The organism is Kitasatospora cheerisanensis KCTC 2395, assembly GCF_000696185.1.
Lineage (GTDB): Bacteria > Actinomycetota > Actinomycetes > Streptomycetales > Streptomycetaceae > Kitasatospora > Kitasatospora cheerisanensis.
The window spans coordinates 53,082-70,016 of record NZ_KK853998.1 but is presented as its reverse complement, the minus strand read 5'-3'; the positions used below and the strand labels follow the sequence as shown (position 1 = coordinate 70,016).

At 73.3% G+C, this 16,935-nt stretch carries 18 protein-coding genes and 1 pseudogene; 2 read left to right on the top strand and 17 right to left on the bottom strand.

Annotated elements, in window-relative coordinates; all coding sequences use genetic code 11:
* Positions 1-118 precede the first annotated feature (118 nt).
* Both KCH_RS36235 and KCH_RS36230 read right to left on the bottom strand, forming a co-directional pair.
* Positions 119-390 (bottom strand): annotated as a pseudogene (locus KCH_RS36235) (hypothetical protein).
* A gap of 371 nt (positions 391-761) precedes the next feature.
* Entirely contained in the window at positions 762-1,196 is a 435-nt protein-coding gene (locus tag KCH_RS36230; protein ID WP_035875954.1) for a hypothetical protein, read from the bottom strand.
* Between the two features lie 274 nt (positions 1,197-1,470).
* On the opposite strand from KCH_RS36230, the gene KCH_RS36225 reads away from it, so the two are divergent.
* Entirely contained in the window at positions 1,471-2,223 is a 753-nt protein-coding gene (locus tag KCH_RS36225; protein WP_035875951.1) for a peptide transporter, read from the top strand.
* Positions 2,223-3,356 (top strand): ParB/RepB/Spo0J family partition protein, encoded by a 1,134-nt coding sequence (locus tag KCH_RS38455; RefSeq protein WP_051654113.1) that lies wholly within the window; start codon positions 2,223-2,225, stop codon positions 3,354-3,356. The genes KCH_RS36225 and KCH_RS38455 overlap by 1 nt, the downstream gene beginning before the upstream one ends.
* Before the next feature lie 63 nt (positions 3,357-3,419).
* Here KCH_RS38455 and KCH_RS36215 read toward each other — a convergent pair whose 3' ends face one another.
* From KCH_RS36215 to KCH_RS36135, 15 genes are all read right to left on the bottom strand, one after another.
* Positions 3,420-3,911: a Pycsar system effector family protein gene (locus KCH_RS36215; RefSeq protein WP_035875948.1), complete on the bottom strand. Its 492-nt coding sequence runs from the start codon at positions 3,909-3,911 to the stop codon at positions 3,420-3,422.
* On the bottom strand, positions 3,908-4,357 hold the full coding sequence (locus tag KCH_RS38450; RefSeq protein ID WP_051654112.1) for an HAD family hydrolase: 450 nt from the start codon (positions 4,355-4,357) through the stop codon (positions 3,908-3,910). The genes KCH_RS36215 and KCH_RS38450 overlap by 4 nt, the downstream gene beginning before the upstream one ends.
* A gap of 313 nt (positions 4,358-4,670) precedes the next feature.
* On the bottom strand, positions 4,671-4,919 hold the full coding sequence (locus KCH_RS36205) for a hypothetical protein (RefSeq protein WP_035875944.1): 249 nt from the start codon (positions 4,917-4,919) through the stop codon (positions 4,671-4,673).
* A 59-nt stretch (positions 4,920-4,978) separates the two neighbouring features.
* Entirely contained in the window at positions 4,979-5,482 is a 504-nt protein-coding gene (locus tag KCH_RS36200) for a hypothetical protein (RefSeq protein WP_035875941.1), read from the bottom strand.
* Positions 5,483-5,646: 164 nt separating this feature from the next.
* The gene (locus tag KCH_RS36195) at positions 5,647-6,471 is read right to left on the bottom strand and encodes a hypothetical protein (protein ID WP_035875938.1); all 825 of its coding nucleotides are present in this window, start codon (positions 6,469-6,471) and stop codon (positions 5,647-5,649) included.
* A gap of 73 nt (positions 6,472-6,544) precedes the next feature.
* Positions 6,545-7,423, bottom strand: coding sequence for a hypothetical protein (locus tag KCH_RS36190; protein ID WP_035875935.1), 879 nt, complete (start codon positions 7,421-7,423; stop codon positions 6,545-6,547).
* 43 nt (positions 7,424-7,466) lie between these two features.
* Positions 7,467-9,089 (bottom strand): NUDIX domain-containing protein, encoded by a 1,623-nt coding sequence (locus KCH_RS46935; protein ID WP_341865503.1) that lies wholly within the window; start codon positions 9,087-9,089, stop codon positions 7,467-7,469.
* Positions 9,090-9,320: 231 nt separating this feature from the next.
* Entirely contained in the window at positions 9,321-11,816 is a 2,496-nt protein-coding gene (locus KCH_RS36170; RefSeq protein ID WP_051654111.1) for a hypothetical protein, read from the bottom strand.
* Between the two features lie 286 nt (positions 11,817-12,102).
* Positions 12,103-14,358 carry a hypothetical protein gene (locus tag KCH_RS36165; RefSeq protein WP_035875926.1) on the bottom strand — a complete coding sequence of 752 codons (2,256 nt, stop codon included), beginning with the start codon at positions 14,356-14,358 and terminating at the stop codon, positions 12,103-12,105.
* Between the two features lie 133 nt (positions 14,359-14,491).
* The gene (locus KCH_RS36160) at positions 14,492-15,019 is read right to left on the bottom strand and encodes a hypothetical protein (RefSeq protein ID WP_035875923.1); all 528 of its coding nucleotides are present in this window, start codon (positions 15,017-15,019) and stop codon (positions 14,492-14,494) included.
* Positions 15,020-15,086: 67 nt separating this feature from the next.
* Positions 15,087-15,416, bottom strand: coding sequence for a hypothetical protein (locus tag KCH_RS36155; protein WP_035875918.1), 330 nt, complete (start codon positions 15,414-15,416; stop codon positions 15,087-15,089).
* 22 nt (positions 15,417-15,438) lie between these two features.
* Positions 15,439-15,927 carry a hypothetical protein gene (locus KCH_RS36150; RefSeq protein ID WP_035875915.1) on the bottom strand — a complete coding sequence of 163 codons (489 nt, stop codon included), beginning with the start codon at positions 15,925-15,927 and terminating at the stop codon, positions 15,439-15,441.
* 17 nt (positions 15,928-15,944) lie between these two features.
* Entirely contained in the window at positions 15,945-16,283 is a 339-nt protein-coding gene (locus tag KCH_RS43100; RefSeq protein WP_035875912.1) for a hypothetical protein, read from the bottom strand.
* Positions 16,284-16,321: 38 nt separating this feature from the next.
* Positions 16,322-16,537 carry a hypothetical protein gene (locus KCH_RS36140; RefSeq protein ID WP_035875909.1) on the bottom strand — a complete coding sequence of 72 codons (216 nt, stop codon included), beginning with the start codon at positions 16,535-16,537 and terminating at the stop codon, positions 16,322-16,324.
* Positions 16,537-16,935: hypothetical protein (locus tag KCH_RS36135; protein WP_208866103.1), on the bottom strand; the 399-nt coding region annotated here is incomplete at its 5' end. The genes KCH_RS36140 and KCH_RS36135, both read right to left, overlap by 1 nt.

Genomic DNA, 16,935 nt, shown 5'->3' with positions numbered 1-16,935 from the left:
GAACTGGACAGACAGTAGTCGAACTGCCGGACACTGCTGGTGCTGTTTCAGGTTTGTGACGGAAGAACCAGCCGTCGACGGGGCCCGGGGCCACTCAAGCCCGACCCAGGCCCGCGCTCTACGGGGTGTCGCCCGCCCAGTCCCATCTCTTCGGGTCGTCGGGACGCGGCTCGTAGTGGGCGCGGCCCCACCGCCGTAGTGACCGAGCTCGGTGACCAGCGCGGCGCCGCATTCGAGCATGTCCGTTTCCCAGCCGGTGACGTCCAGCAGCAGCCCGTCCAGCGGACCACCCACCAGCTCCCGGTACTCGTGGCCCGGGCGCGGACCCGGATCGTCGTGCTCGGCGCCGTACACCCGGCCGCGCAGCAGCTGCTCGTCATACTCGTCCACCAGGCCAGCGTGGCACCGCCGACCGACAGCGCGCGGGTAACCGGCACCACCGGTAGGCGGCATCCGTCATCGCGACCGACAGCACCGGCACGGCGGCCGCGGACGCGGCCGGACTGTGACGGCGGCGACCGGGCAGAGGCGCGCTCCGGCCGGGTCCGCCAAGGGCAGCCAGCGCACTTCCGTGGGTGCCCTCGACGGCCAGGATCAGGCCGAGCGCGCGGCGGCCGGCTCCTCTCCGTCGGCGACCAGGCCGCCGGGCAGCGAGTGCTGTGCGTCACTGGGCCGGTGACAGCGCGGATCACGCACACCCGGCTGTCGGGGTCGACGAGCACCGCACACGCCCGCACCGGGATCGCGGCGGGCGGCGCGGGTCAGTCCTTGTCGGGTCGGCCGAGGCTCCAGCCACCGACTGCGGCGATCGGTCCGCGCCACAGCGCCAGGGTGTGCCTGGTGCGGCCGGCCTGGTGGGTGACGTCGCGCAGGTGCAGGAAACGCTGGTCGATCTCACGGCGGCGACGCCCCGTGTCCGCGGCGGAATCGAGATGGCCGACAGCGTCGCGGACGACCCGGCGCAGCGTGTCGTCCTGGTCGCCGAGTTGACGCAGGTACAGGCGCTCCCAGGTGTCGGTGGAGATCACCGTTCCGGTGACGAGCGCGCCGTCCAGGACCAGGGTGACGGTGATGTCGCGGGCTGCGACGTCCTCGTGCTCGACGCCCAGGCGCAGGATCTCCAGGTGCGGGTCGACCCGGCTGTCCTTCTGCAGCAGCATCCGCAGGGCCAGCGGTACCGCGTCTCGCCACGACATGCTGCTACTCCTCAGGTCTGGTGGGTGGTAGTCCTGCGAGGCAGCGCTGGCGGGGGTCTCTGGTGCTGGTGACGTTCTGTCCGCTGGCGTCCTGTCAGGAAATTAACCGCGGTTAATTCTGGTGCGGCTCGCCGGTGTCTGCGGGGGATTCGGTCTGATGGGTGGTTTCTGACATGCTGGGGCGGTCCGAAGTACCGGTGCTCGCCGGGAAGTCGACGGACTCCGAAGTACCAGGTCAGAAGCCTGGGAAGTCAACGGATCAAGGATCTGATTCATGGCAACAGTGATCGTCGTCCTCAATCGCAAGGGCGGCATCGGCAAGTCCACGATCACGGTGAACCTGGCCGCGACCACCGCGGCGGTCCTCGCCCCGGACAAGGGCTCGGCCCAGGACGGCGTGTTGGCGCCGGTGGCGGCCGTCTCGCTCGACCCGCAGGGCTCCAGCGCGTGGTGGGCGGAGAGGGTCGGTGAGGATCTCCCCTTCATCTTCGCCGAGGCGTACAACGATCTTGATGATCTGAAGCGGCTCCGTGAGGCGACCGCGGTGGACATCGTCATCGTGGACACCCCGGGATGGACCCCGCCGGAGGCCCGCGACGAGAACTCCGGCGACCCGCTCGGTGAGGGCCGCGTCGCGGATTCGATCCGGGCGGCGCTCGACAACGCCGACCACGTGATAGTCCCCATCGAGACCGAGTCGCTCGGCTGGAAGCCCACCGCCGAAACGATCGAGGAGGTCATCAAGCCCCGTGGCATCCCGTTCACGGTGGTGGTCTCGAACTGGGACCCACGTGATGGGGAGGGCGACCGGGACGACACGAAGCAGTTCGTGAGGGACAACGGCTGGCCGCTCGCGAACACCGTGATCCGCCACTACAAGCTGCACTCCAAGGCAGCCGCGCTCGGCCAGGTCGTGACGCAGTACGCCAAGAGCCGCACGGCACAGGAGTGTCAGGCCGACTTCAGCAACCTGGCGCTGGAGATGCAGCTGCGTATCGCCCGTGCCCGCGATGGGAGGAACTCCTGATGGCCGGCCGTCGTGTGAACGTCGCGGATCTGCTGGGCAAGCCGGCCGCGGTCAAGGAACAGGAGACCGAGGGAGCAGCTGACGCTGCGTCCTCCGACCGTCTGATCCACGTCAAGACCGCGCGCCTGGCACCCAACCCGCACAACCCGCGGGACTCCGTCGGCAACCTGTCCGACCTCAGCTCGATCGTGAAGATCCAGCGCCAGAGTCTGCTCGTCGTGACCCGCGCCGCATACCTGCTCCTCTACCCGGACGAGGCGGAGCAGCTGCGCGGCTGCGACTTCATCGTGGTGAACGGCTGCCGGCGGCATGCCGCCGCGTTGGAGTACGGCCGTGAGACGCTGGCGTGCGCGGTCAACGACACGGTTGCGCGGTCCCGGGCGGCGCTGCTGCGTGCCGCTCTCGACGAGAACGTCGAACGCAAGGACCTCGACCCGATCGAGGAGGCCAAGGCGGTCATGGCGATCGTCGCAGAGTACGAGACCGCCAAGGCCGCTGCGGAGGCGGAAGGCTGGACCGCTGCATGGATCTCGCAGCGCAAGAGCCTGCTGAAGCTGCACCCCGATCTGCAGGCGATGGTGCGGGCCCACGCTGCCGGCGAGGAGGCCGGCCTCTCGATCCGGAGGGCGCGGCGCCTCGGCACGGTCAAGGGCATCGAGGGCATGACGGCCGAGCAGCAGTTGGCGCAGCTTGACGTGCTTGAGCGGGACGACGCTTCGAAGAAGGCGGCGGCTGGTCGGCAGGCGAGTTCCGTCTCCCCCGAGCAGGCACCGGCCCCCGCCGGCAGTCGCAGGGCCCAGGATCCGACGACTGCCGGGGCGGAATTTGCCGCGGTTAATTCTGCGGCCCGGCTGGCACTTGCCGTGGAGGATCCTGCGCCTGCTGGCTCGCCTGCGGCACCGGCGTCCACGTCTGACGCGGCCGCCGAATTTACCGCGGTTAATTCTGAGCCTGGCGCCGGCGTGCCGGACCAGCGTGGTGAAGAGGCTGAGACGACCCAGCAGGTGCTCGTCGACTTGGCCGCGATGACCATAGATGATCTTGCTCAGGTCATCTTCTCCACGCTCAGTCTCGATGACACCTACAGGCTCGCCGACGCGCTTGCCACGAGGGTGCTCGAAGCGTCCGACTAGCCCCGCAAATGACGATGGCCCACACCCCGAGCCGGGTGTGGGCCATCGTCATGTTCTGGGATGTCAGGCGGCGGTGTTGAGGGCGGCCGCGGAGAGCGCGACCAGGGCGGCGATCGAAGCGTCGGACGCCCACCGCAGCATGACCATCTTGCGGTCGCAGATGGTGGCGAGGTCGCCGAGGCGGTGCAGGCGGCGGTCCGGACGGAGGGCGGCTCGCAGCTGGTCGTGGTCGAGGCCCGACCAGTAGGCAGGGGAGGAGCGGTCCCGGTCGCCGGCGGCCCGGACTTCGCGGCGCGGCCGGACGACGAGGACGGCGAGGACGGTGGCGGCCAGGAGCAGTGCGGCGGCTGGGGCGATGACGGCGAGTCGGGCGCCGTGGGATTGGGCGAGGATCGCGACGGCGGCCGCGAGGACGCCGTCCAGGCCGAGGAGAACGCCAGCTTTCTGGTCGGTGCGGGCGATGTCGCCCACGGTGTGCGCCAGCGCCTCGGCGAGATTCTGGTCGCCCCGATCAACCGCCGCGTCGGGGACGGTGCTCGTCTCGGTGGCGGTCACGGGCGCTCTCCCTGGGCGGCGGTGGCGGGGGTGAGGGCCATGCGGTGGCGGGCGGTGGCGAGGGCGGCGGTCCAGTCGCCGCCGAACTCGATGGCGCGGTCGTCGATGTAGCAGGCGGCGCCGAGCTTCTTGTTGGTGACGAGGATGCGGCCGCGGGTGGTCCAGTAGCAGCGGTCGGGGTCGTCGTCGACGACCGCGTCGAAGCCGTGGGCGGTCAGCCACTCGGCGATCAGCGGGTGAAAAGTCCGGTGTCGGGCGGTGACGATGAAGACTGCCCTCACCCTGAGCAGAGCGCGCAGGCTCTCCAGCGCCCCGGGGATCGGCTGGCCGTAGATGCGGCCGTCCTGCCATCCCTGGTCGTGCCGGATCAGGGTGAGGTCGAAGTCGACGCCGACGGCCTGGGTGGCGGCGGACTCGGCGCGGTAGGGGACAACGGTTCCGAACAAGGGGTCTCCTCGGTGGTCGGCCGCGGTGCGGCAATGGGCGGTCCGGTGACGGCGGGGCCGGCCTGCTCGTGGCGGCCGGCCCCGGCCGGTAGCGCGTCAGGCGCCGCGGTGGTGGCGGTACCTGAGGTCATCGGCGAGGACGACGCGCAGGGTGCGGGTGAGGGTCTGTCCGCAGCCGGGCAGTGGGCGCTGTAGCCGGTGCGGCCGGTGCAGTCGCTGGAGGGGTCGCGGGGCTGGCCGGTGCGGGGGTGGACGCGGTGGTCGCAGGTGGTGCCGTCGGCGTGGACGGGGCGGATCGTGGCGGTGGTCGTGGTCACGGGGCGTCCTCGGGTCGGGGCTGTCGGGTGCGGGTGGCGTCGCGCAGGCCGGTGATGCGGTGGGCCTGGCGGGCGATGCGCTCGCCGAGGGCGGCCAGGCGGTCGGCTGCCTCGGGGTGCGCGCGGTCGTGGCGCAGGTCGTCCTGGTAGCGCCGGGTGTCGTCGGCGAGTTGGGCGACGTCCAGGGCGTGGGCGCGGAGTTCGTGCGCGACCGCGCGGTCCGAGTCGAGGTGGTGGTCGGTCATGGGGTCCTGTCGCAGGCGGCCGGCCGGGCCTCCGGTGGGTGCCCGGCCAGGCGGTCGGGTCAGTGGTGGTGGGGCAGCGGGGGCAGGAAGGCGCAGGCAGCGGCGTGGGCGGCGACATCCTGGCGAACCGTGTAGAGGGCGGCGGCCTCGGTGCTGGTGCGGCCGTCGCGGCAGCCGGTGCAGTGCCACCAGGCCGGGGTGCCGGGCCGGGCCGGGGTGCCGGCAGGCCACGGCTCGGGGCCGATCAGCTCGACGGCGGCGCCGCCCTTGGTGGGCTGGTGCATCCAGACGTGGCCGGGGCCGCCGCCGGTCGGGGCGTCGCCGATGTGGACCTCGCCGAGCGCCAGGCGGACCTGGCCGTGGTCGGCGGCCTGCCGCAGCAGGGTCATCAGGCGGCGGTGCCCGCCGAGGGCCTCGCCGCCGGAGAGAGTGCGCGACCAGGTGTGGAGGTCGCCGATCGTCGTACGGCGCCGGCCGAGCGACTCCAGGTGTCCGAGGGAGGCGAGGACGACGGTGTATGCGTCGTCGTGGTGGAGCAGGCCGGTGGCCGGGTCGGCGGCCATGCCGTCGAGCAGGTCCTGGGCCGCCCGTCAGGGCACGGTGGTGAGCATCTGTCCTCATTCTTGGGTCGGGTGTCGGCCGGGCGGCCGCGGCGCGCACCGGCCCGCGCCGTCGGCGGTGGCCGGGAGCGGGTCGGTGCGCACCGTGGTGGTCCGGGGCGTGGTGGTCAGAAGAAGGCGAGCTGCTCGCGCTCCGCGCGGGCGGGTGCGAGGTCGGGCAGGCCGGGGGAGTCGGTGGGTGCTGGGCCCTTCTCGCCGGCGGTGTGCCAGTCGGCGAGGGCTTGGGCGTCGGCCGCGGTGCTGCACCAGGCGTCGTCGGTCAGCGCTCGGCGGGTGATAATCCGGCGGCAGCAGTTCACCCACCACCGGCCAGGCCGGGTCGGCCCGCTCGCCTGCTGGATGAGGGGCTGCTCGTGGTGGCAGGCGCAGCGGCAGATCTGGCGGCAGGGTGGTCCGGCGATCCATACCCACGCGAGGTTGTTGGTGCCGGAGTACTCGCGGCTGGGGTGGGTGTGGGGTTCGGGGTGGCGGGCCGGGTGCAGGGCGGCGGTCTGGACGACGGTTTCGTGGATCGGGCGGCGGTCGTGGCGGCACTCGGCGTGGCGGCCGGCCTGGCAGGCGGAAGACGGCGGCCGGTGGCAGGCGCAGTCGGTGAACGTGCCGGGGATGTGCTCGAAGGAGCGCAGCCAGCCCGTGGGCCAGACGTTCTCCCTCACCCAGGCGGCGGCGTTCGGGGGCATGGCGTCGGGGTGGTGGGCACCGGTGTCGTGGCCGTCTCGGGCGCGCTCGGTGGCGAGGCGGGCGCGGCCGGCGTCGGTGAGGCGGGGGCCGTCGGGGTGGTCGGTGATCAGCCCGCCCCAGATGAGCTCGACGACGTTGTTGGGGACGCCGTGGATGCGGTAGCGGTCGTGGTCGTAGTCGAGGAGGCCGCGGTCGGCGAGGTCCAGCCAGCGGGCGTTGACGGGCTTGCCGTCGGGCCAGGGGTCGTGCACGGCGGTGTCCTTTGTGGTGGATGTGACCAGAAGCGGCCCGGCCGCGTGGTGCGGCCGGGCCGGTGATGCGAAGTCAGGGGCGGGGCGGAGTCAGGCGTGGAGGTCGATGACGCCGTCGATGTACTCGGCGCGGCTGAGCGGGTAGCCGGCCATCTCCACCGGGGCATCGGCGGGGGCTTCGGCCAGGGCGGTGAGGAGGTCCTCGGCGGTGAGGCGGTTGGTGCGCTCGGAGGCCCGGGTGAGGTAGCCGGTGCCGCTGTCGGCCGCGGCGGGGCGGGGTGGGGGCCGTGGCGGGGGCGCGGTGGAGGCGGGCGCCGAACAGGTAGCGGCCGACCGGGTACTCGCCGTCCGGCTCGTCGGCCGGGACGGGGTCCGGGTCGGCGGGGAGGTCGAGCGCGGTCTGCCCCTCGGCGGCCAGGGCAGTGCGGGCGGTGAGGGCCTGCTCGGCAGTCAGGTGCGCGGGGTCGGTCTCCGCGCAGACCAGCTCGCCGCCGGCCAGGGTCCTCCAGCCGTGGTCCCGGGCGACGGCGACGACGTCCTCGGGGGACTCGTAGTAGCCGTACTCCTCGTCCAGCGGCTCGTTGCAGATCGCGCACCAGGCGGAGAACAGGATGTGCGGGTGGACGCTGCCGGTGCGGGCCTGACGCGGGCGACGCCACGCGGTGCCGTGGTGCAGCACCACGGCGTGCACGACCGCGTTGAACGGCGAGCCGTCGTCCAGGTCGGCCGCGACCGCGTTGTGCTCGGCGGCCTCGATCAGGGCCTCGCCGAGACTCGGCATCGGCACGACCTGGCCCACGGCGGTCAGCCACAGCGCCCACTCCTGGGACTCGGCTCCGACGACGAGCGGCTGCTCGGCGAACAGGCCCCGGCGGGCGATGGACTGGGCGGCGGAGGCGAGGACCGGCGCGGGCGCGGCCGGGACGGCGGCGGGGGTGGCGGTGGTGTTCATCGTGCTGTCCTTCCTGGAGACGGCGGGAATGGCGGGGAGCGAGTCAGCGGCCGTGGACGGCCGCGGTGCGGTAGTGCGGGTGGGCAGTGGTAACGCGATCGACGCGGTCGAAGCCCTCGGCCAGCAGCTGGTCGACACCCGGCACCAGGCACTCCTGGTCGAGGAGGACGTGGTCCGGGACGACCCGCTCCCGGACCGCGTTCAGCCGGCGGCGCAGCTCCAGCGGGAGGTCGAAGAGGATCGCGTGGGTGGGGCGCTGCCAGTAGCGGGCGCGGGCGAGGAGGTGGGTGCGCCAGGGCTGTTCCAGGGCGGTGGAGTCGATGACGGTGGGCAGGCCGCGGGCGAGGCGGGCGTCCAGGAGCAGGTCGAGGACGGCGGCGGCGACGGTGCTGGCGGACTGGTCGGCTGCGTCGTCGGTGGCCATGGCCCGGTAGGTGTCCAGGCACAGGAGCGAGGTGGCCGGCCAGCGGGCGGCGGCGAAGGTCGACTTTCCGGCGCCCGAGCCGCCGACGAGGACGATCAGCGTGTCGGGTTCGAAGGTGAGGTTCACAAGGGTCCTTCCAGAGGAGGTGGCGGCGGTGCGGGCCCGGGGCTGTCTCCCGGGCCCGCAGTGGTGGACCGGGTCAGCGCCCGGAGATGATCCGGAGGAGCTGGCGGGCGTCGGCGAGGATCTGGGCGTGGTCGAAGGCGAGCTGCTCGGGCAGGGCGTGAGCGGGACCCACTGGACGGCGGCGGCGTCGTCGCCGGCGACGGCCACGACGTTGTCGGGGACGCGGGCCAGGTAGGCGACGCCGACGTACCGGCCGCGCGGGTCGCGGTCGGGCTCGTCGTACACGCCGATGAGGACCAGGTCCGCGGGGGCGACCAGGATGCCGGTCTCCTCGCGCAGTTCGCGGGCGGCGGCGTCCCGGCCGGTCTCGCCGGCGTCGACGTGGCCGCCGGGCAGCGCCAGGAGGCCCTGGTACGGCGGCCAGCCGCGCTCGATCAGCAGCACGCGGCCGTCGAGCCGCACGGCGACGACGTCCGCGGTGTAGCGGATCGCCTCAGCCTTTTCGAGTTCGGTGTCGGCGGTGTCGGTCATGAACGTGTCCTCCAGGGAGTGGACAGATGGGTGCGGGCTCCTGGGTGCTTGCTTCACCCAGGAGCCCGACCGGGCCGCGGCGCGTTGTCTCAGAGCTGCGGCTGCTGCCGTTCGGCTCGGAGGTCGGGGTGGTCGGTCGGGGCCCGGATGCGCACCGCCCGCCCGGCTGGGTGGCGGGCGGGCGGTGTGGGCGGGGACTGGGCGGGTTGTCAGGCCGTGGTCTCGACGGCTTCGAGGGCCTGGCCGGCCTTGCGTTCCTTGCGCTTTGTCCCACCAGCTCCGCGCGTCCCAGTCGGTGGCGTAGCTCAGGAGCATGTAGGCCAGCGTGGTGCCGATCGCGAGAATCCCGTGGGCCCACCCCCACTGGCTGGTGTTGAGAGTGGCGCTGATGGCGCTTCCTCCGCCGATGGCGCTGAGCAGCGTGATGATGCCGCTGGCGAACAGCAGGGCGAACTCGGAGTCGGTGACCTGGCCGATGCTGTGGTGGATGGCGTGGCGGACGTGGAGGGCCAGCACGGTGAGCTGGACAGCCCACAGGGCCAGGACGACGGCGGCGAGGCCGGACAGGGTGACGAGGTGGTGCATCGGGTTCCTTTCGTGAAGGGTGCGCCAATTTTCGGCGGTCGTGCGGTACTTGATCCGGTCTTTGGTGGCTTTCGGCTGATTAGTAGCGGTCGGCGGCGAGGGCGCTTGGTTCGGCGGGCGAACCTGTCCGGCGCCCTCGGGTCGGGTTGTTCGCGAACCGGCCCCGGGGGTCGTGGTTCGCCCCGGGGCCGGTTCGCGGTTCGAGCGGTGAACCGGTTCGCGGTTCGCGGTTCAGGCGGCGGCACGGTTCGCGAACTCGCGGCGGGCGGAGGCGAGCCGGTGGTACGCGGTGGTCTTCTTCAGGCCGAGGTTCGCCATGACGTAGTCGAGGTCGACGGTGTCGTAGCCCACGGCTTCGATCAGGGCGAGGACCTGTCGAACCTGCTCGTCCGCGAGTTCCTGGGCGGCGCTGCGCCGGTTCGAACCGTCCGGGTCCGGGATGGTGCGCTGCTGGTCGGCGGCGGTTCGCGGACCGGGCCCGGTCCCGGCCGGTTCGCCGGTGGGGGTGGTGCGGTTCGCGGCTTCCAGTTCTCGGCGGCCGCCGGTCGCGCCGGAGCGTGCTGCGGGCAGTGCCGGGTTCGGCGAACCGCCGGGGCGGTTCGGGATGTGGTTCGGCGAACCGGCGCGGGTGAGGCGAACCGCGAACCGGGGGATGGCGGCCGGGTTCGGCGAACCGGAGGCCGCGACGATCAGGGTGCGGTTCGGCACGGCGGGCAGGGCGCGCAGCGGCATCCAGTCGCCGACGCCGATCGCGGCGGCGATGAACCGGCGAACCGGTCCGAGGCCGGTTCGGCGAACCATCGCGCGGTGTTTCGCGGCGGCACTCCAGGCGAGTTCGACCGTGGACAGCGACTCGTCGGTGATCGCCAGCGACCACGCGGTGAAGCTGTGCCCGGGGTAGCGGGCCCAGCGGATCGCCCCGATCGTGGGCCGCGACTTGGCGACCTTGCCGTCGGCGCGGAGCTTGGTGCGGTGGATGAGGCGGGCGTAGAGCTCCCACAGCACCATGCCGGTGATGCTCATGGCCGAGAACGCGACCGCCTTGGGGGTGGGGTCCCAGTAGGTGAGCTGGTCGACCATCTTCATCGCGGCCGGGTCCCACTTCTGGCCGGTGACGGTGGCGGAGGCGTGCCAGTAGTTCATGACGGCCGCGCCGACGGCGAACGCCCAGGTCGAGATGCGGTACAGGGTGCCGCTGTCGCCGACCTTGCGTGCCTCGTGGTACATCCACGCGACGAATGCCGTGGACAGCTCCCAGGCGGCGGCGAACAGCACGGTGAACGGAGCGATCCAGCCCAGGATGTCGTGGGCGAAGCCGGCCTGGCCGGTCCAGGCGACGGCCATCGGCGCGGTGATCGGCACGATGGCCAGCAGGCGCCGCGAGTTGGCCTTGGCGAACGCCTTCACACGGCTGGCGGCCGTGGCCTTCCCAGCCCGTTCGGCGGCCCGTGCCTCGCGCTTGAGGCGGCGATTCTCCAGCTTGCGGGTGGTGCGGGCGGTGGCCCGGTGCAGCGTCTGCGCGGCGTCGTCGAGGACCTGGGCGGCGAGTTGCTTCATCTCCTGCGCCTGGAGCGTCGCCTCGTTCGCCTCGGCCAGCGCCTGGTCGGTCTCGGCCTTGACCGCGGCCGCCGCCTGCTCGGCCTGGCGCAGGATCCGGTCGGCGTCCTTCTTCGCCTGCTGCAGCAGCCGGGCCGACTCGGCGGCGGCCCGGGCCTGCTGCCTGCCGGCCTCCTGCTCGGCCCGGTCCCGGACCTGGTCGGCCTCGGCGGCCGCCTTGGCCCGCACCTCTCGGGCGGCGCCGGTGGCCTGGTCGACCTCCCGGTCCGCGTCCTCGCGCAGCCGGCGGGCCTGGACGCGTAGCCGCTCGGCGTCGTCCTCGGCGGCGCGGCGCAGCTCGTCGGCCTGCGCGCGGGCCGTCTCCAGCAGGCCGGCCGCCCGGGTGCGGGCGTCGCCGATCAGGGTGTCGGCCTGTTCGGCGGCGTCCTTGCAAGCCTGCTCGGCCTGCTGCTCGGCGCGGGCGCGCAGGGCCGCGGCGGCCTGGTCGGCCTGGATCCGGGTCCGGCCGGCCTGCTGCTCGGCGGTGCGGGTGAGCTCGGCGGCCGTCTGCTCGGCCCGGGCCAGGATCTGCTCGGCCTCGGCGGCGCCGGCGCGCCGGGCCCGCTCGGATGCCTGGACACGGATCTCGTCGGCCTGCTCGGCCGCGGCCCGGGTCAGGGCCGCCGCCTGCTGCTCGGCTTCCTCGATCCGGCGGCGGGCCTCGTCCTCGGCCTCGCCGCGCCGCTGTTCGGCGTCCTCCGCGGCGGCCTGACGGATCAGGTCGGCATGGTCGGTGACGATTTCCAGGGCCCGCCGGGCCGTCTCCTCGGCACGCTGCGTGACCGTCTCGGCCTCCGCGGCAGCAACGGCGCGCAGCGTCTCGGCCTCGCTCGTCCACTGCTGGGCAGTGGCCAGCTCGGCGTCGGCGGCCAGGCGGGCACGGCGCAGCAGGGCGTCGGCGTCGGCCCGGGCGAGGTCGCGGATGTCGGCGGCGCGGTCGGCCGCGTCGGCCAGGACCGGGTCCGCGGCGGGGCGTCCGAACGTCGCCGAAACGGTCAGGGTCGGGGTCTTCGGCGGGGTCCCGGCGGGCTTCGGCGCGGCGGCCGGACGCGGCTTCTGGGCGGTCTTCGCGGGCGGCTTGGCGGGGGCGGTACGGGTCTTGCGGGGGGCGGTGGTGCGGGCCGGGGTCATGGCCGGTCTCCTCTGATCGGTCACGGCGGGTGAACATCTGGGCGGTGGAGCGGGCTGGGGGGCGGGTGGAGGTGCAGCGGGGTCGGAAGCGGCCCCGGAGGGGGGTCCGGGGGCCGTTTCGAGGGGGTGTGCGGATCTGATCCGTCTGATCTGTTTTCGCAGGTCACGATCCGTTTTCTGATCCGTCGCCGATCTGTCTTTGATCTGTCGCGGAGACGGATCAGGGACAGATCGGCGACGGATCGGGCGACGGATCGTCGTGGGCCGCTGACGGTGACTCTGGGTGTCAGTCCGGCAAGCCCTCGAAGGCGGCTTCGACGTCGCGCAGCCAGTAGCCGGAGGGCGGGTTGTCCTTGTTGAGGTCGACCCGGCGGTCCGTCTTGAGAGGAGGCAGGCCGGCCTTCTTGAACTCCCGGGTGATCTTCTTGACGGCTTCGCGGCGGCGGTCGACCGGGTCCTTGTCCTCCCACTGGCGCCACTCGGGCCCGGTGGTGGCGAGGTGCTCCAGGACCTGGTCGGTGAGCAGGAAGTCGGGGTCGCCGTGGCTGTCGAACGCGGCCCGGATCGCCAGCAACACCGGCGGCAGGTCCTCGTCGCCGTCCACGTCGGCGGGCTCCGGGGTGATGGTGACAGTGCCTGCGGCGAGCCGCTCCTGTGTACGGAGCGTGGCGGTCTCGGCGTTGAGGAAGGTGGCCTTGCGCAGGATCGGGTCACGCAGGCCGGGGGCGACGATGTAGAACGCGCCGGCGTCGGCGAGGTCCCAGTCTCCGGGGCTGGGGACCAGGCGGTGCGGCATCCAGCCCTCGGAGATCGCGGTGTCCGAGCCGACCACCAGCGGCACGTCGGCCTTCCGGCACGGCAGCATGATCCGGATGCCGAAGACGTCGGCGATGGCGTCGCCGACGACGTCGCTGGTCGCGTCCTGTGAGAGCAGCACCACGGTGACGCGGGCCTTGCGGCCGATCCGGCCGAGCTTGATGACCTTGGCCTTCTGCGTCTTGGTCAGCTGCGGGTGCTCGTCGACGATGACGAACACCGCCGGCGAGTCGTCCGTCACCTGCCAGTTGTCGACGTCGTCGCCCATCTGCTCGGTGCGGATCTCCGCCTCGCGGATCGCCCAGTCCAGGACGTCGTCGATCCGCTTCTCGTCGTAGGCGGTCATCGCGGCCAGGTGGCGCAGCGGCCCGAGTCCGCGGCCGGTGGGGTCGACGTCGACCGCGATCGCGTCGGTGCAGCTGGTGATGTAGTCGGCGAGCGTGCGCACGATCGCGGACTTCCCGCCGCCGGGGACGGCGATGACCATGATGTTCTGCCCGGCGATGGTGACCTGGGTGGGGCTGCCGTCCATGGACGGGCCGAGTGAGAACGGCCGCAGGATCGAGTTCGAGCGCGGGGCGTAGACCGGGTGGGGCGGCATCGGGTCGAACGGGTCGCCCAGCAGGATCCGCAGCACCACCGAGCCGGCGGCGGCGGTCTGCGGCTGCGCCATCACACCGCCGGCGCGCACGCCGAGGGCGACGTCCAGTTGCGGCAGGCGCAGGACGAGGTCGGCCGGCTTGCCCTTGACGAGGTGAGCGGTGGCCTTCCATCCCCACTTCTCACGGGTCACGTCGGTGACCGATCCGACGGTCAGGCCCTCCCCGAGCAGGGCCTGGAGGACGGCGGCGCCGGCCTGCTCCTCGGTGGTCGCCTGGCGGATCGGCAGCGGCGGGGCGTCGGTCGCGGTCGCGGTCTCCGTCTCCTTCTTGTCCTTGGCGGGCTTGCCGGTGGCGATCTCGTAGGCGAGGGCGGGGACGTCCGGGAGTTCGCGGCGCCAGCCGGTGATGCGGCCCTTGGCCCAGGCGGTGAGCAGCAGGCCGGCGGTGGTGATGGTCGGCAGGACCAGGTTTCCGATGGCCAGTTCGAGGCCGCCGAGGGCAAGGGTGAGGGTGGCGAGCGCGGTGCGGCGGCGGTTGGCGGTGCGGCGGCGGTGGCGCTCCAGTTCGGCGTCGGTCGGGTCGATGTGGCCGGTGTAGGGCTGGCGCTGGATGTCGCGGGCCCGCTCGCGCCAGTCGGCGGCCTCCTGGTACATAGCGCCGGAGAGGGTGGTGGCCTGCTTGTGGTCGGCGGTGCTGGCTTCGTCGGTCTGCCCGGCGGCGAGGGCGCGCTTGGCCTTCTTCTCCAGTTCGGTCGCCTTCTCCTCCAGGCGCTCGACCTCGGCGGCCTGCTTGGCGGTCCAGGTCGCGTAGCGGCGGTTCAGCAGGGAGGCGCGCAGGTGGGCGGGCGTCTCGCGGGAGGCGCTGGCCCAGGTGCCGGTCTCGGTCTTGAGGACGGTCAGGCCTTCGCGGAGGGCTGTGTACTCGCGGCGGCCCTGGCTTGCCAGGGCGGCCGCGAGTCGGGTGGCGAAGCCGGTGCCGTTGCCGTCGGCGCCGGTGCCGGTGCCGGTGCCGGTGCCGGCGGTGGGGCCGTCGGCCGGGCGGCCCGGGTGGGGCTGGTCGTCGGTGAGGAACTCGCCCTCGGCTTCGAGGTCGATGACGATCGGTTCGGGCGAGTGGGTGGTCACGGCTGCCTCCGGGGCGGTTCGGGCGGGTGGGTGGTCCGGGCGGTTGCGGCCGTCCGCACACGCCGCGCCGCCGGCTTCCGCGGGTGCGGGCCGGATGGCGGGTGGGTGCGGGCGACCGGTGGCGTCCGGAGGGTCAGGCGATGGTGCCGACGAGAGCGGAGCCGAGGTTGTTGGCGGCCGGGATGACGGTGGCCATCACGGCGCCGCCGAGGGTCGCGGACAGGCCGAGGAGAACGCCCGAGACGATGCCGACGCGCATCCGCGGCTTCCAGTCGGCCGGGATCTTCTTCCAGCCGCCGAGGACGACCACGGTCAGCAGCAGGAGGACCAGGTTGCCCATGCCGCTGAGCTCGTAGCCGGGGGAGCGGACGGCGAGGTCCGCGTCGCCGCCGGTCGCGCCCCACATCGCGAGGGTGCCCGCGCCGTTGCCCAGCCAGGTGATCGCGCCGGTGGCGAAACCGAGCAGACCGGACGTGGTGGCGGTGGCGATGCCGCCGTAGGCCATGCCTGCGGCGAGCGGGACCAGGTCGTCGACCGCGCCCTTCATCGCGCCCGCGCGGTTCTTGATGTTGGCCATCGCGAAGCGGCTGGTGTGCCACAGCGGGATGGCGATGCCGACGAAGAGGCCGCCGATGGTGAGCGACGCGGCGGGGATGTTCACGGGTGACCTCCGGAGAAGGGGAAGGAATGAGGGCAGGGGAGGGCGGCCGCCGTCGGGCGGCCGGGGTTCAGGACTGGCGGGTCTGTTCGGCGTCGCCGTCGTCGTGCGCCCGGATCCAGCGGTCGGCGGCGACGATCATGGCGATCGCCGTGGCGAGGACCGCCCAGCAGACGATGTCGATCCAGCCGGGGTGGCCGGTCAGGGCGATGCGGGCGGCGTGCCGCAGGGCGGGCGTGCACGCCGCCGTGCCGACGGCCGCGCCGAGGACCGCGCCGCCCAGGTAGTGCCGGGGCCGGATCGCCTCCCAGGACGGGCGCGGCACGAGGAGCGGAAGGGCGTCGAAACCGGCGCCGAGCAGGGCCGCGACGGGGATGCGGTAGAGGTGGTCGAGGTCCATGGGCACATCTCCTGACGGCTGGTCACTGGAGCGCGCCGAGGAACTGGGCCCCGGCGGCGTTGACGACGGGGACGAGGGTGATCGCGGCCAGGCCGGAGACGCCGGCGGCCAGGCCGAGCGCGGAGCCGGACAGCACGCCGGTGCCGATCTGCGCGCGCAGGCGGGCGTCGCAGCAGCGCCACAGCAGCACGGTGGCGACGACGAGCAGGAGGGTGGCGACGCCGCCGGGGCGGGTGAGGCCGGCCTCGCCGGGGTGGGCGAGCAGCTGCCCGCCGTCGTGGCCGAGGGCCTTGTTGCCGAGCGGGTTGGTCGCGCGGGTGACGAGCAGGTGGGTGGCGAGGCCGAGCAGGCCGCCTGAGCACAGGGCGGCCAGCAGGCCGGACAGCAGGCCGCCGGCCAGCGCGAGGGCGTCGGGCAGCGGAAATCCCTGGCGCCACCAGCGCAGGGCGGTGGCGAGCAGAAGGGCCAGGCCGAGGGCGAGACCGCCGACGGACAGCTGAGTGGATGTCATCTCCGCCTCCGGCGGGGTCAGGGGGCGAGGACCAGGTGGACGAGCACGGGTACGACGTGGACCCCGGTCAGCGCGGACACGGCGGGCGGGGTCAGGAGCACGAGGAGGTCGCCGGCGGCGGCGCGGGTGTGGGCGGAGCCGCGGCGGGCCAGGCGCCACAACCTGACGGCGGCTAGGAGGTAGACGGCTCCGGCGGCGGCGCGGCCGGGCCACCACGGCACGGACAGGGCCAGGCCGGCGACGTCCGCGACGATCGCGACGGCGGGGCGGCGGCCGGCCTCGGCGAACCGGCCGCCTGGGGCGGGCAGGTAGGGGATCCCGGCGGCGGCGACCACCAGGTCACGAATGATGATCACGACATCCCTCACGGAATCGGGCGGTGCCGGACGGTGGGTCAGGTCAGCAGGCGCGCCAGGCCCTGGACAGCGGCGGCCGCGGCGTACAGGACGGCGGCGGCGACCATCGCCCACAGCAGCGGGGCCTGACGGCGGCGCAGTTCGTCGCCGCTCCACGGGCGGCCGAGCCGGGCGGCGACGGCGTGCGCGATCACCACGTACGCGGCGTACGGCACCGCGAACACGGCCAGGACGGGCAGCAGGATCGTGGGCATCAGGCACCCGTTCCGATCCAGGCGATCCCGAGCAGGCCGGCCGGGGTGATGAGCCCGGCGGCGACCCACGAGCAGGTGTGCACCCGCACCAGCCACCGGAGCTTCCGGTGGTCGTGGTAGGCCCATTCCAGGACGCCCGCGGCAGCCAGCATCGCGACGATCACGCCCCACGAGTCGCCCGCGACGTGCAAGAACTTGTTCCAGACCGTCTCGGTCAGGACGACACCGAACAACATCGCGAACCCGTTGCGAACGGGGTGCACGAGGCGGACGTCGAACCGCGACGGGGGCGCCGCCGCGGACGCTTCCGCCATCGCGGCGACGAGCTCGCGGGCGCCGACCCAGGTCCCCGGCACGGGCTGCGCCCAGGCGGCCGGGGCGGTCATGGTCGCCGTCCC

Excerpts from the sequence above, each read along its gene's own strand:
- KCH_RS36230 (WP_035875954.1), bottom strand. The coding sequence starts at position 1,196 with ATGTCGTGGCGAGACGCGGTACCGCTGGCCCTGCGGATGCTGCTGCAG.
- KCH_RS36225 (WP_035875951.1), top strand. The coding sequence starts at position 1,471 with ATGGCAACAGTGATCGTCGTCCTCAATCGCAAGGGCGGCATCGGCAAG.
- KCH_RS38455 (WP_051654113.1), top strand. The coding sequence starts at position 2,223 with ATGGCCGGCCGTCGTGTGAACGTCGCGGATCTGCTGGGCAAGCCGGCC.
- KCH_RS36205 (WP_035875944.1), bottom strand. The coding sequence starts at position 4,919 with ATGACCGACCACCACCTCGACTCGGACCGCGCGGTCGCGCACGAACTC.
- KCH_RS36200 (WP_035875941.1), bottom strand. The coding sequence starts at position 5,482 with ATGGCCGCCGACCCGGCCACCGGCCTGCTCCACCACGACGACGCATAC.
- KCH_RS36190 (WP_035875935.1), bottom strand. The coding sequence starts at position 7,423 with ATGAACACCACCGCCACCCCCGCCGCCGTCCCGGCCGCGCCCGCGCCG.
- KCH_RS46935 (WP_341865503.1), bottom strand. The coding sequence starts at position 9,089 with ATGCACCACCTCGTCACCCTGTCCGGCCTCGCCGCCGTCGTCCTGGCC.
- KCH_RS36170 (WP_051654111.1), bottom strand. The coding sequence starts at position 11,816 with ATGACCCCGGCCCGCACCACCGCCCCCCGCAAGACCCGTACCGCCCCC.
- KCH_RS36155 (WP_035875918.1), bottom strand. The coding sequence starts at position 15,416 with ATGGACCTCGACCACCTCTACCGCATCCCCGTCGCGGCCCTGCTCGGC.
- KCH_RS36150 (WP_035875915.1), bottom strand. The coding sequence starts at position 15,927 with ATGACATCCACTCAGCTGTCCGTCGGCGGTCTCGCCCTCGGCCTGGCC.
- KCH_RS36140 (WP_035875909.1), bottom strand. The coding sequence starts at position 16,537 with ATGCCCACGATCCTGCTGCCCGTCCTGGCCGTGTTCGCGGTGCCGTAC.